11 protein-coding genes are annotated in these 12,611 nt (G+C 46.9%); 5 read left to right on the top strand and 6 right to left on the bottom strand.

Going from position 1 to position 12,611, the window contains the following annotated elements; genetic code table 11:
* Nucleotides 1-27: 27 nt before the first annotated feature.
* Nucleotides 28-1,899, bottom strand: coding sequence for a vWA domain-containing protein (locus BMW79_RS00855; protein WP_089889269.1), 1,872 nt, complete (start codon nucleotides 1,897-1,899; stop codon nucleotides 28-30).
* A gap of 81 nt (nucleotides 1,900-1,980) precedes the next feature.
* Between BMW79_RS00855 and BMW79_RS00850 the strand changes: the two genes are divergently transcribed.
* Nucleotides 1,981-3,090, top strand: a complete 1,110-nt coding sequence (locus BMW79_RS00850) for an anhydro-N-acetylmuramic acid kinase (protein ID WP_245752343.1) — start codon at nucleotides 1,981-1,983, stop codon at nucleotides 3,088-3,090.
* 59 nt (nucleotides 3,091-3,149) lie between these two features.
* Here the strand turns inward: BMW79_RS00850 and ade are convergent, their stop codons facing one another.
* A complete protein-coding gene (gene ade / locus BMW79_RS00845; RefSeq protein ID WP_089889263.1) occupies nucleotides 3,150-4,793 on the bottom strand; it encodes an adenine deaminase in 1,644 nt (547 codons plus the stop codon).
* Nucleotides 4,794-4,900: 107 nt separating this feature from the next.
* On the opposite strand from ade, the gene BMW79_RS00840 reads away from it, so the two are divergent.
* Nucleotides 4,901-5,623 carry a LolA family protein gene (locus BMW79_RS00840; protein WP_089889260.1) on the top strand — a complete coding sequence of 241 codons (723 nt, stop codon included), beginning with the start codon at nucleotides 4,901-4,903 and terminating at the stop codon, nucleotides 5,621-5,623.
* A gap of 59 nt (nucleotides 5,624-5,682) precedes the next feature.
* Here the strand turns inward: BMW79_RS00840 and BMW79_RS00835 are convergent, their stop codons facing one another.
* Nucleotides 5,683-6,687, bottom strand: a complete 1,005-nt coding sequence (locus BMW79_RS00835; RefSeq protein WP_089889257.1) for a helix-turn-helix transcriptional regulator — start codon at nucleotides 6,685-6,687, stop codon at nucleotides 5,683-5,685.
* A gap of 139 nt (nucleotides 6,688-6,826) precedes the next feature.
* On the opposite strand from BMW79_RS00835, the gene BMW79_RS00830 reads away from it, so the two are divergent.
* A complete protein-coding gene (locus tag BMW79_RS00830) occupies nucleotides 6,827-7,447 on the top strand; it encodes a hypothetical protein (RefSeq protein WP_089889254.1) in 621 nt (206 codons plus the stop codon).
* Between the two features lie 543 nt (nucleotides 7,448-7,990).
* Nucleotides 7,991-8,626: a peroxiredoxin gene (locus BMW79_RS00825; RefSeq protein WP_089889251.1), complete on the top strand. Its 636-nt coding sequence runs from the start codon at nucleotides 7,991-7,993 to the stop codon at nucleotides 8,624-8,626.
* A 177-nt stretch (nucleotides 8,627-8,803) separates the two neighbouring features.
* Here BMW79_RS00825 and BMW79_RS00820 read toward each other — a convergent pair whose 3' ends face one another.
* Genes BMW79_RS00820 through rlmN form a run of 3 tightly spaced genes read right to left on the bottom strand, consistent with a single transcriptional unit; the run spans nucleotide 8,804 to nucleotide 12,355 of the window.
* Nucleotides 8,804-9,547 (bottom strand): RluA family pseudouridine synthase, encoded by a 744-nt coding sequence (locus tag BMW79_RS00820; protein WP_089889248.1) that lies wholly within the window; start codon nucleotides 9,545-9,547, stop codon nucleotides 8,804-8,806.
* Between the two features lie 15 nt (nucleotides 9,548-9,562).
* On the bottom strand, nucleotides 9,563-11,254 hold the full coding sequence (locus BMW79_RS34195; RefSeq protein ID WP_245752342.1) for a pseudouridine synthase: 1,692 nt from the start codon (nucleotides 11,252-11,254) through the stop codon (nucleotides 9,563-9,565).
* 57 nt (nucleotides 11,255-11,311) lie between these two features.
* Complete coding sequence (gene rlmN / locus BMW79_RS00810) at nucleotides 11,312-12,355, bottom strand: 23S rRNA (adenine(2503)-C(2))-methyltransferase RlmN (protein ID WP_089889246.1); 1,044 nt, start codon at nucleotides 12,353-12,355, stop codon at nucleotides 11,312-11,314.
* 13 nt (nucleotides 12,356-12,368) lie between these two features.
* Here rlmN and BMW79_RS00805 point away from each other — a divergent pair, with 13 nt between their 5' ends.
* A complete protein-coding gene (locus BMW79_RS00805) occupies nucleotides 12,369-12,599 on the top strand; it encodes a hypothetical protein (protein ID WP_089889243.1) in 231 nt (76 codons plus the stop codon).
* Nucleotides 12,600-12,611: the final 12 nt, after the last annotated feature.

The following is a 12,611-nucleotide window of genomic DNA, read 5'->3' as shown; positions in this document are numbered from 1 at the left end:
GGCCGCAAATTACCGAAAAATAGTGAACTACTCTTTGTCCAGCAGCCTGGCTTTTTTTACCAGCTGGATGAATTCTGCCCGGTATCCCTCTGCATCATCTCCTCTGGCATTGCCTGCCCAGGACAATACCTGGTCGTAGGTAGCCGTGCCCTTGAAGGCGGAATGACGCAACAGTTGCCCGAAAGCGGCTACAGAAGCGGCCATGCGGAAATCTTCCGGCGCAGCGCTGATGTCCTGGTTGCTATAGGGTAATACTTTTTCTATCAACTGGCTGTTATCAGCTGATGGCTGTTTGTAGCGCATTTTTACCGTTAATACCTCCGATGAATTGCCGATAATGGTGCCTTTCTGGTATTTCAGCGGATCTACCCAGCTGGTGGCCTTTTTACCGGAAGGTACTATTTCGTATAGGGCGGTAACGGTATGGCCTACACCCATATCACCGGCGTCTTTTTTGTCATTGTTGAAATCTTCATTGTTTAACAGGCGGTTTTCATAGCCCACTAACCGGTACGACTGCACGAATTGCGGGTTGAATTCCACCTGTAATTTTACATCTTTTGCTACGGTGAAAAGGGTGCCTCCAAACTCTGTAACAAAGGTTCTGCGGGCTTCTTCGAAGTTATCGATATAGGCATAATTACCATTGCCTTTATCTGCCAGCAATTCTAATTTATTGTCTTTATAGTTTCCCATACCAAAGCCCAGTACGGAAAGGAATACACCTTTCTGTCTTTCACTTTCAATGATACGGGTCAGTTCACCATCACTGGACACGCCTACATTGAAATCGCCATCAGTAGCCAGGATCACGCGGGTATTGCTGTTTTTTGTATGCAGTTCACCGGCAATCTGGTAAGCCAGCTGAATGCCTTCTCCTCCGGCAGTGGAGCCGCCGGCAGATAGTTCTTCGAGGGCGGCAAGGATCTTTTTCTTATCACTACCGCTGGTTGCAGGAAGTACTACACCTGCGGCGCCGGCATACACTACGATGGCTACTTTATCCTGTGGGCGGAGCTGTTCTGTCAGCACAGCAAATGCGCGTTTAACCAGTGGCAGTTTATTTTCATCAGACATTGAGCCGGATACATCTACCAGGAACACCAGGTTGGAGGGAGGCAGCTCCCGGGTATCTACCTGTTTGCTTTTCAGCGCAATTCTTACCAGTTGATTCGCCGTATTCCAGGGACAGATGGCCATGTCTGTATAAATGGCTACCGGATCTTTCCCGGTAGGCGCCTTGTAGTGATAATCAAAATAATTGATCATTTCTTCCACACGAACTGCATCCGCCTGTGGCATCAGACCCTGGTTCAAAAAGCGGCGCACATTGCTGTAGGAAGCACGGTCCACATCAATACTGAGGGTACTGAGTGGCTGATCGGTAGCGGCATGGAAAATGTTTTCACTGATCGGACTGTAATCTTCTGTATTCATGGGGGCCGGGGCTGGAGCGTAATTTCCCCGGATCATAGCACTGGTAAGCGCTCTCTTTTTACTGGTACCATAGCCGGCTACCACTACTTCACTGAGGGCAGAAGTTTCTCTGCCCACCCGGTCCTCCATGATATATTGATTTTTGTTTTTGTTGAGCGCCTGTAATTGGCTCAGTTTCACATTCACTGTATTTTGCCCGGCAGCAACGGCTATTTCCGTTATTGGATAACCAGTAGCGTTAATTGTTATTATGGCCGCTCCTGTGGAGGCTTTCAGGCTGAAATATCCTTTTTTATCGGTGACTGTGGAGATATTGGTCCCTTTTACCCGGACCGCTACACGGGCCAGCGGACTTTTCAGCAGACTATCTATGACGGTACCGGTGATAATCCTTACCTGTTGGGCGGAAGCCGTAGCGGCCACCATGCAGACGAGCAGCAGTAAAGCAATATGTTTTTTCATGGCGTTATAGTTTTCTGCCTGTAGGATGTTGCTGTTGCCCCTATTTCCATAAGTCGTAAAAAAAATATTTTAAAACTACCTTTGCTGAAATTTTTGTCGATGGTATATAACGTGATTGGCACCATGTCTGGTAGCTCATTAGACGGATTAGATATAGTTTTTGCAGAACTGACGGAGATACGCGGGCAATGGACCTATGTGATCAAAGCATCCGAAAGCCTGCCATATGAGCCGGAATGGGTAGCAAAGCTGTCACAGGCTACCTCGCTGCCAGCCAGGGATTACCTGTTGCTGCATACTGCCTACGGGCATTATACCGGTCAGCGCATTATGTCATTTATAGAAAAGAACCAGCTGGATCATAAAATTCACTTTATAGCTTCGCATGGTCATACCACATTTCATATACCCGCCGAAAAAATGACGGCACAATTGGGCGATGGTGCAGCTATTGCTGCTGTGACCAGTTTACCGGTTATCACCGATCTCCGTGCGGTAGATGTGGCATTGGGTGGGCAGGGTGCGCCAATTGTTCCCATCGGTGAAAAATATTTGTTGCCCGGATACCAGTACTGGCTGAATCTTGGTGGTATCGCCAACATTTCTGCACAGCTGCCGGAGCAGTTTGTGGCATTTGATATCTGTCCGGCTAACCGGGTATTGAATGCCCTCGCAGCGGCACTCCATAAACCTTATGATGATGGCGGTGCACTGGCAGCAGGTGGCGTGGCAGACAACAGTTTACTGGAGCAACTGAACCAGCTGGATTATTACACCAGACCATGGCCAAAATCACTGGCCAACGATTTTGGTACAGATACCATTTTGCCGATGATATCTCCCTTACGTATTTCTGTACAGGGAAAACTCCGCACTTATGTAGAGCATATAGCTGCACAAATTACGAATGCGGTAAAAGCGCTGAAAGCACAGCAGCCGGAAGGCCCTGCAAAGATGCTGATCACTGGTGGTGGCGCTTTCAATACCTTCCTGGTAGAAACGATCCGTCAGCAACTGGTGCTGTTGGATGTTATAGTAGAAGTACCGGATGAGCAGACGGTAAGTTTCAAAGAAGCACTGATTATGGCGCTGATAGGCACTTTACGCTGGAGACAGGAAGAGAATGTGTTGAGCGGGGTTACGGGCGCATCCCGTGATTCGATTAATGGCGCATTGTGGACCAGTCACTAATTTTTTAACATCCTTATAGAAGATGATGCAGCGGACCTGATAGATCCGCTGCATTTTTTTTAATTATTTACGGTAGTAAACTGAAAGCTATCTCCATCAAACAGCCCCAGGTCGCTGAGTTTCAGATGCGGGATCACCAGCAATGCCATAAACGATAAGGTCATGAAGGGGGAGGCGAGTGTAGAGCCAAGTTCTTTGGCCGCTTTATCCAGCGCGCTGTACTGTGCTGCTATCGTATATCCGTCGAGGTTACTCATCAGGCCGGCTACCGGCAAGGGAAGCCCATGTACGGCTGCTTCGCTTACCGCACTGATGCCGCCCTGTTCTGCGATCACGGTATTGATGGCTCTTGCGAGGCTTTCGTCATCGGTACCCACCGCAATGATATTATGGCTGTCGTGTGCCACAGAAGAGGCGATGGCGCCGTGTTTCAGTCCAAAGCCATGAATAAGGGCCACGGCAGGCGGTGCTTTTTTGTAACGATTTACGACTACCAGTTTCAGGATATCTTTTTCTGTATTGCTATCTATCACGCCGTTGTGCACCGGTAAGGTGCTGCTAATAGCATTGGTGATGAGTTGGCCATCCATCGCACCTATTACTTTCACTGCCATCTCTTTAGCATTACTATCACTAACGGGTATACGAAAATCAGTAGCGTTTACCGGGTCGGCTATGAAATTATTTACGGGAGATGTGGTAATGGATGGAATCAGCGTTTGTCCGTTCTCTGCCACTTTTGCACCATCGATATACGTGGCAAGAATATTAAAGTGTTGCAGGTTATCTACCACAATAAAATCCGCAGGATCATTTATGCGCAGCAAACCATTGTCCAGTTTGTAGTGCAGTACGGGATTGATACAGGCGGCCTTCAACACTTTGAAGAGATCGATACCATAAGCCAGCGCACGTTTCACCAGCAGGTTGATATGTCCTTCTTCCAGGTTATCCGGATGTTTATCATCGCTGCAGAACATGATCTTTTCTGCGTGATCATGCAGCAGGGGATAGAGGGCTTCAAAGTTTTTGGCAGCGCTGCCTTCCCGGATCAGGATATGCATGCCATAGTGTAATTTATCCAGTGCTTCCTCTATGGTGAAGCATTCGTGATCGGTGCTGATACCGGCAGCGATGTATTGTCCCGCTGTTTCGCCGCGTAAGCCCGGAGCATGGCCATCTACAGGTTTTCCTGCTTTTTTTGCTGCGGCTATTTTCGCGAGTACTTCCGGATCATTGTTCAGTACACCGGGGAAGTTCATCATTTCCGTGAGATAGCGGATATCATCGCGTTGGAGCAGCGCTTCAATATCTGCCACGCTGACCACAGCACCGGCAGTTTCAAAAACGGTAGCGGGCACGCAGGAAGGGGCGCCGAAGTTAAAACGGAAAGGCACTTTTTTCCCATTTTCCAGCATGTATTCCACGCCTTTTACACCCATTACATTGGCGATTTCATGCGGGTCGCTCACAGTCGCGATAGTACCATGTACTACCGCCAGCCTGGCAAATTCCGAAGGAATCAGCATAGAGCTTTCAATATGCACATGTGCATCGGTAAAGCCGGGAAGCAGGTAAGTGGTGTAGGTATTATTGTTACGTTCAATATTGCTGATACGCCCATCTGTTACGTGAACAGTGGCCGGATATATTTCCTGTTGCAGTATGTCTACCAGGTTGCCTGAGATCTGGAATGTATTCATGCTGCAAAGCTAAGGAATAGGCTGTATTTTTAATGCTGGCGTATTTTTTGGGAGAGGTGCCGGGGTTATTAAGGGGTAATTTATTTGTTAAAGGAAATTAACATTTTATGAAAATACAAACGAGATTTTATACGCTGCTGGCAGGTTTGCTGGTAGCAGGTTATTGCACCAGCGCACAAACAGCGGATGAGCTGATTGCGAAGAATATTGCGGCGATGGGAGGAGAAGAGAAATTGAAAGGAATAAAGTCGCAGTATATGGAGGGCACTATGCAGGCACAGGGGCAGTCGATTCCTATCAAGCGCTGGGTAAAGCAGGATGAGGCGATGCGCCTGGAGTTTGTAGTGAACAACAGTAGCAACGTGCAGGTGATCACGCGCAATAGAGGATGGACACTGATGCCGGTAATGCAGCAAACAACGCCGCAGGATATGGAACCGGCGCTGGTAAAACTGATGAAGAGCCAGCTGGATCTGCGGGGCGAGTTGTACGATTACAAGAGTAAAGGAAGAAAGGTAGAAGTATTGGGAAAAGAGGATGTGAACGGTGCGCCGGCCTGGAAGCTGAAAATCACAACAGCAGACGGAACGAATGGTATTGCTTACCTGGATGCGCAGACTTACCTGTTGGTGAAAACAACCAATCATACCAGTATTGAAGGCCGGGAAACAGATCTTGTTACGACTCTATCGGATTATAAGAAAACGCCGGAAGGATTGGCTTATCCGGGAGTAACAGAGCAACAGCCGGGAGGGGTAAAGATTAGCGTGTTGAAGGTGCAGACGAATGAGCCGGTGTCAGATAGTTTGTTTTCCAAACCAAAGGAATAATTTTTCAGCGGATAGAATTTCCGCTATTACCTGGCCGGTGGTAATAGCGGAAGCTGCGATTACTTATACAGAACGGCCATGGCTTTGGCTTCTTCCGCCATTTTTTCGGCAAGGTGTTTTGGCTGAAGTACTTTTACCTGGGCGCCGTAGCTGAGTAATGTCATGGTCAGTTCCGGATTGATAACAACGTTGAGGGATATACGACATTCAGTACTGTTATCTTCCACTATTTTCTGTGAGGCATGAATGGGTTGTGATTTCACATATTTTCCCTGTCTGGGAGCGAAGCTCAGCAATACATGTTCGGGTTCTCCGTCATGTACAGTGATACCTACTGCATGCTGGAAGTAACTGGCTTCATCAAAATTCTTTTCATCAAAATGTTTATTGGTTGGCCATAGTTTCACCACACGGTCGAGTGCAAAAGTGATCACAGCGCCGCCGCGTGTTTGCTGGCTTTTCCCGATGAGGTAAAAGCGATGCTGGTATTCGCGGAGGTGATAGGGTTCTACCCAGTGTTCCTTTGGCTCGTCGCGGTCAAAGCTCTGGTAGGCGATGCGGATTACCTCCAGGTTTTTGATGGCGTCTACAATTTCGGGGATATGTTCTGCGCCTTTGTAATGGGAGGCGCGGGTAAATTTGATCAATCCTTTGTGTTGCAGGGCTTCCCGGTTCATTTTGAGGCTGGCAGCGATTTTCAGGATGGCGTCTTCAAACTGCTGTACTACAGGCAGGCTGCGGAATTGTTCGAGTATGCCGATAGCAATTTCCAGCCCTTGGAGATCTGCTTCTTCAATAGGGGAGTTACCAATGGAAAAACTATCGTCCGAGTAGCGGTAGGTACCGCTGCTGCGTTCGTATACGATAGGCGCCATGTAGTTCAATTCAGGGTCCTGGCGCATATCCTGTATATCTTTCTGGATAGTGCGGGTAGAAATCGCTGTTCCCATCTTATCAGATACATATTCAATCAGGTTGTCCAGGGTAGGTTTGGGCTTCTGTTTACTGCGCAACCGCTCGTCGATCCAGCGGTAGCGCGACACCGCGTCTTTATTCTTTGGCAAAAGATAAAATTTAGATAATAAAAATAAACAATTCCCGCTTTTGCAACCAGTAATAAAAAAATTATCATCAAAAGATCACTACGCAAATCCCTTGCGTTTTGCGCGGCTAAATTTGTATTGTTATTAAAACCTGACAGTTATGAACAAGGTAAATACAACAACAGCCATTACAGCCGTGCAGGCCATTTCAGTTGGACAGATCATTATGGATGATTCCAATTACCTGACACTCTGGGGCCAGGCATTACTGGATGAGGTGTGGTATCCCTGTGATTTTGTAACTACCTATGAAGTAATGAATACCCTTCTTCGCTTCAGCCAGGACAAACACGATGCGGTGCAGATGACGATTGTGAAAAAGCTGGAAGATATGTGGCGTACTCCCGATATGATTGACCTGGAAGCAGAACTGGGTGCTGCAGTGGTATTCGATCACGTGTTGTTTCATATGAGAAGGCCCTGTTTGCAACAGGAAGACAATTGGGAGGCATATGCGGACGAGGAATGCTATTACATAGAACGTGTGATTGAACTCCCTGTAGACCCTCCTTTGCCCCCTGCTGCGCGTTATGACAGTAACGATGCCAGTAGCAAAATGGAGTATTGCATACAAATGCTGCACGATGCCTATAGCTTATACCTTGGTTGTATCGAATTAGAACTGGAGGAGGACGCTGCCCGGGTGATGGCCGCACTGGAAGACGATAACAAATTCAGTATGGCATATTACGCCTGGCAGCTGCATACCTCCAACAAGTGAAAATATCAGCCGTAATATTTATCCGTTTAAGTTGACCCTGAACCCTCTTTTAAGATGAAGTATCCATTTAAGTTGACCCTGAAATCCATGAATGTTAGCCGCCTGACATCCGTTTTTGTTAACCCCAGGCGTCCATTAAGGTTAACCCCAGGACGTCCATTTGTGAGAACCCCGCAATGATCCGTTTCTGTTAACCCCAGGCGTCCATTCGGGTAAACCCCAGGACGCCCATTTGTAAGAACCCCGGAATGATCCATGTATGTTAAATCCTGGTATCCTTTTCCATTTAATCGGATACCCCCATTGAAGTTAATCCCCGGACATCCATGTAGGTTCATTCCGGTGTCCATTGATACGTGAACCCCTGGTACCAGTGATGTACCTCCCTGGCGCCCGTTTGTAGAAAACCCCCAAATCACATTGTTTGTTAACCCCTAAAACCCTTGCCCCGGAAAAAAAATCGGCAAAATTCTGAAAAAAATCCTTTAAAGTCTATAAATTTTGTAGGGAAATGCTATTTTTGGTCAATTAAATCGTAAAACTATGAGTTTAAGACTGGGAGATGCTGCTCCTAACTTCAAAGCCAATACTTCTTTAGGGGAAATAGATTTTTACGATTTCCTCGGTGAGGGTTGGGGTATTTTATTTTCGCATCCTGCAGATTTTACCCCGGTATGTACTACAGAGTTAGGCAGAACTGCTCAATTAAAAGATGAGTTCGCAAAACGTAATACTAAAGTGCTGGCTGTCAGTGTGGATCCGGTGGATAAACACCTGAGCTGGATAAATGATATCAACGAAACACAACAGACTGACGTAACTTTTCCTATTATTGCAGATGAGAACAGAACAGTGGCGAACCTGTATGATATGATTCATCCAAACGCCTCTGAAACATTTACTGTCAGATCTTTGTTTATCATAGGACCAGACAAGAAAATAAAGCTCATTATCACTTACCCTGCTTCTACCGGCAGAAACTTCGTAGAAGTGCTCCGTGTACTGGATTCCCTGCAGCTGACTGCTAAATACAGCGTTGCAACACCAGCAGACTGGAAAGACGGGGAAGATGTAATTGTTACCGCAGCGGTGCCTACAGCAGATATCCCTGCACGTTTTCCTAAAGGCCATAAAATTATCAAGCCTTACCTGAGAACAACACCACAGCCCAACAAATAATACTTGAAGAGCCGAAAGGCTGCTTATATAAAGACTTTTTAATGGTTGGTTTTTGATTTTTACGAAACGGGGATTTCTCCCCGTTTTTTTTGTGCCCTGTATATGGGCAAAAAAAGAGCGAAGACAAATGCGGAATACCCGCAGCAGTCTTCGCTCTTACTATTTTCAGCAATGATTTTATTCTTCTCCGGCGGGTTGCTTGCCGCGATGCTTCCGCAACTGTGTCAGCAAAGCGCTCATATCTTTCGGAAGAGGCGCTTCTACCGTATATTCTTTACCAGTCGGGTCTTTGAATGTAAGCATAGAGGCATGCAGGGCCAGCCTGCTCAGCAATGGTCGCTCTTCTTCCGTATGTTTTCCCAGCTTGAATTTCTTCTTGATAGTAGATAACAATATGGGTTGAGCACTGCCGTAAAATTCATCTACGGCAATAGGATGCCCCAGAAACTTCATATGCACTCTGATCTGGTGGGTACGACCAGTATGGATCTGCATCCTTACCAGGCTGTAAAGCCCAAATTCTTCCAGGACTTCATAATCTGTGGAAGACGGCTTACCCTTGCGGTTGGTAACCATTTTACCTTTTTGTACCGGGTGTTCCATTATCCCTTCACTCACATTGCCTTGTTTGGTCATCGGTTGGCCACTTACCAGTCCCAGGTAAAACTTCTTTACATCTCTGCTTTCAAAAAGCTGTGAGAAATATTTATGCGCTGCCTCATTACGTGCAAACAGGATAATTCCACTGGTTTCGCGGTCGAGCCGGTGAACCGTAAATATTTCCCCGTAAGCCTTTTTCATGATGGCTATCAGTGAGGTAAGCTCATTATCATGACGGTCTGGCAGGGTAAGCATTCCTGAAGGCTTGTTTACCACAACAAAATCAGGCGTTTCGAGTATAATATGATCTGTTAATCGCATTCCGTAATTCGGCAGTTATTTTTTAAAGTGTTTCAGCAGGATTACCTCTTTTTCATTGAGGAAGCGCCATTGGCCACGGTTCAATGTTTTCTTGGTAAGACCGGCATACATAACGCGGTCCAGTTTCTCTACTGTATATTCCAGGTGTTCGAAAATACGGCGCACAATACGGTTTTTACCGCTGTGGATTTCGATGCCTACCTGTTTTTTATCTTTTGGATCTACATAGCCCAGTGCATCCACCAGTGCTACGCCATCTTCCAGGGTAACCCCTGCAATGATCTGGTCGAAGTCGGTTTTGGTGAGTGGTTTGTCCAGTTCTACCTGGTAAATCTTTTTGATATTGTGCTTCGGATGAGCCAGGCGTTGTGCCAGTTCACCATCATTGGTAAGCAGCAGCAAACCGGAGGTATTGCGGTCCAGGCGGCCCACAGGATACACCCTTTCATTTTCAGCAGCATCCTGGATCAGGTCCATCACCGTTTTACGCCCTTCCGGATCGTCGGTAGTAGTGATGTAGCCTTTTGGTTTATTAAGGAGGATGTACACCAGGTTTTTGGTTGGTGTAATCTTCTTATCCTGCATGGTAACAACATCGCTGCTGGTAACTTTGGTAGCCGGTTCAGTGACAACTTTACCGTTCACAGTTACTTTACCTTCTTTGATCAGATCAACCGCTTTTCTGCGGGAGCAAAGACCGCAATGGGCTACAAATTTGTTCAGTGGCATTTCACCAGGACCAAAAATGCTTTCTTTGCTTTCCCTGCTTTCTTTCGTTGATTCGCGGTCGTTAGTGTCTCTTACTTTTCCACCTTTTTTTCTGTCCTGCTTATCAGCAAAACGTTCGTTGGTTTTGTCGAAGAACTTTTTGCGGTTGAAGCCACTGGGGGTTTCTCTTCCGCCTTTTTTAGTATCTCCGTGGAAATGAAAGGCGCTGTCGTCGCTTTTTTTGCCTGCTCCGGCACCGTAGGTGCGTTTACGTGGAGGTCTTTCGCTGCTTTCTTCTTTATCGAAGCTGCGGGTACGTTCCGGGCGTTCGCCATCTTTTCTGAATGCGCTGAATGCGCGTTCTCCATCTGGCTTATCTTTTTTGTCTTTGAAGTCGTTGCCAAAGCTGCGTTTGTGCGCAGGTTTTTCGTCGCTGTCGAAGCGTTTACGGGCGCCTGGTTTTTCATCACGACCGAAAGAACGTTTGTCATCGCTTTTACCAAAGGAACGTTTGTCGTCACTTTTGCCAAAAGAGCGTTTCTCATCACTTTTACCAAAAGAACGTCTGTCGTCGCTTTTGCCAAAAGAACGTTTGTCTTCACTTTTGCCGAAAGAGCGTTTGTCATCGCTTTTCTCGCCAAAGCTGCGTTTGAATGCGGGTTTATCTTCACTGCTGCCAAAGCTGCTACGTTTGCCGCGTTGTGGTTTATCGTTGCCTAAGCTATCGGTAGCCGGGCCTTTTTTGCGGGCAGGTCTGCCGGTGCTGTCGAAGGTCCGTTTGCGGAAAGAAGGTTTATCATCGCCGGAACTCTCGCCACCGAAGCGGGATTTACGGGAGGAGCTATCTTCTTCGCTGCGGTTATCTTTTGCAGATGCTCTTCCTGGCCTTTCGCCATCAGCGGAGGAGCGGTTGCGGGTGCCTGCTGGTTTGTCGCTTTTACCAAATTTGTTATCCCTGGACTGACTAAACCCTTTTTTAGCAGGTTGTTTTTTCTTCATAAATTATTATTGATTGATGATCATGCGCACATGATCAATAGGAATATTATTATTTTATCAGCCTTTATTGGCCAGTTGTCCGCATGCTGCATCGATATCCTTACCACGGCTGCGGCGTAATCTGGCATTCACGCGGTTTTTGGCAAGATATTCCATGAATTCTTCCGCTGTTTTAGCTTCGGGTTTCTGGAAACGGGCCATATCAATAGGATTGTATTCGATGATATTTACCAGGTCGGCGGGTACCTGCCGGTAAATTTTAATCAACTCATCTGCATCCTCTTTGGAGTCGTTAAAGTCTTTGAAGAGAATATATTCGAAAGAGATTTCGTTTTCAGTAGCCTTGTAAAAGTAGTTGAGTGCAGCGATCAGTTCCTTCAGGTTGTTGGAATCGTTGATCGGCATGATCTCGCTGCGTTTTTTATCGTTCGCCGCGTGTAAAGACAGGGCCAGGTTAAAACGTACCTTGTCATCACCCAGCTGACGGATCATTTTGGCCACGCCGGCAGTGGAAACGGTGATACGTTTAGGCGACATACCCAGACCATCCGGGGCCGTAATGCGCTCAATCGCTGCCAGTACGTTTTTATAGTTAAGCAGGGGTTCACCCATGCCCATGAATACAATATTGCTCAGTTTTTTGCCATATGTTTCCTGTGCCTGCTGATTAATCAGCGCTACTTCATCATAAATTTCATCGTAATCGAGGTTACGCTTACGATCCATGTAACCGGTGGCGCAGAACTTGCAGCTCAGGCTGCAACCCACCTGTGAGGATACGCAGGCGGTCTGGCGGCTGTCTGTAGGGATCAGCACACCTTCTACCAGGTGATTGTCGTGCAGGCGGAAACGGCTCTTAATAGTGCCATCATTGCTTTGCTGTACAGTATCTACCTTAACAGCAGGAAGAGAAAAATGCTCCGTTAATTTTTGTCTTAATTCTTTGGAGAGGTTGGTCATCGCTTCAAAACTATCGGCATGCCGCAGCCAGAGCCACTCATATACCTGTTTTGCACGAAAAGGCTTTTCGCCTATGGAACCGAAATATTCTTGTAAGGCCGGTAAACTTAAATGCCGGATGTTTTTATTGTCAGACTTCATTATTGACCATTAATTGAGCAAATGGCTGCCTTACGGCAGTCGGAAAGTAACGGCAAAGATACGTAATATTGGTGTACTGACAGAATGTCCTTTTAAAACGAATGCCACGGCCGTTTCCAGCCGTGGCATTCGCTTTTGCAGGGGTAAGCGGTTATTTCGTACGGATGGTGCCAAAAAGTATTCCGGCGCTATCCTGTTTGGGTTACTCATCCGGGTAGCGGCCAATAGCTGCCCCCGGAAATAGTCTTCCGGTGCG

It is taken from the genome of Chitinophaga arvensicola (genome assembly GCF_900110835.1).
Classification (GTDB): Bacteria; Bacteroidota; Bacteroidia; order Chitinophagales; family Chitinophagaceae; genus Chitinophaga; species Chitinophaga arvensicola.
This window is presented reverse-complemented; position numbering and strand designations above follow the sequence as displayed.

What these genes read in the sequence shown, in the direction of transcription:
- BMW79_RS00855 (WP_089889269.1), bottom strand. Translation starts at nt 1,899, where the DNA reads ATGAAAAAACATATTGCTTTACTGCTGCTCGTCTGCATGGTGGCCGCT.
- ade (WP_089889263.1), bottom strand. Translation starts at nt 4,793, where the DNA reads ATGAATACATTCCAGATCTCAGGCAACCTGGTAGACATACTGCAACAG.
- BMW79_RS00840 (WP_089889260.1), top strand. Translation starts at nt 4,901, where the DNA reads ATGAAAATACAAACGAGATTTTATACGCTGCTGGCAGGTTTGCTGGTA.
- BMW79_RS00830 (WP_089889254.1), top strand. Translation starts at nt 6,827, where the DNA reads ATGAACAAGGTAAATACAACAACAGCCATTACAGCCGTGCAGGCCATT.
- BMW79_RS00825 (WP_089889251.1), top strand. Translation starts at nt 7,991, where the DNA reads ATGAGTTTAAGACTGGGAGATGCTGCTCCTAACTTCAAAGCCAATACT.
- BMW79_RS00820 (WP_089889248.1), bottom strand. Translation starts at nt 9,547, where the DNA reads ATGCGATTAACAGATCATATTATACTCGAAACGCCTGATTTTGTTGTG.
- BMW79_RS34195 (WP_245752342.1), bottom strand. Translation starts at nt 11,254, where the DNA reads ATGAAGAAAAAACAACCTGCTAAAAAAGGGTTTAGTCAGTCCAGGGAT.
- rlmN (WP_089889246.1), bottom strand. Translation starts at nt 12,355, where the DNA reads ATGAAGTCTGACAATAAAAACATCCGGCATTTAAGTTTACCGGCCTTA.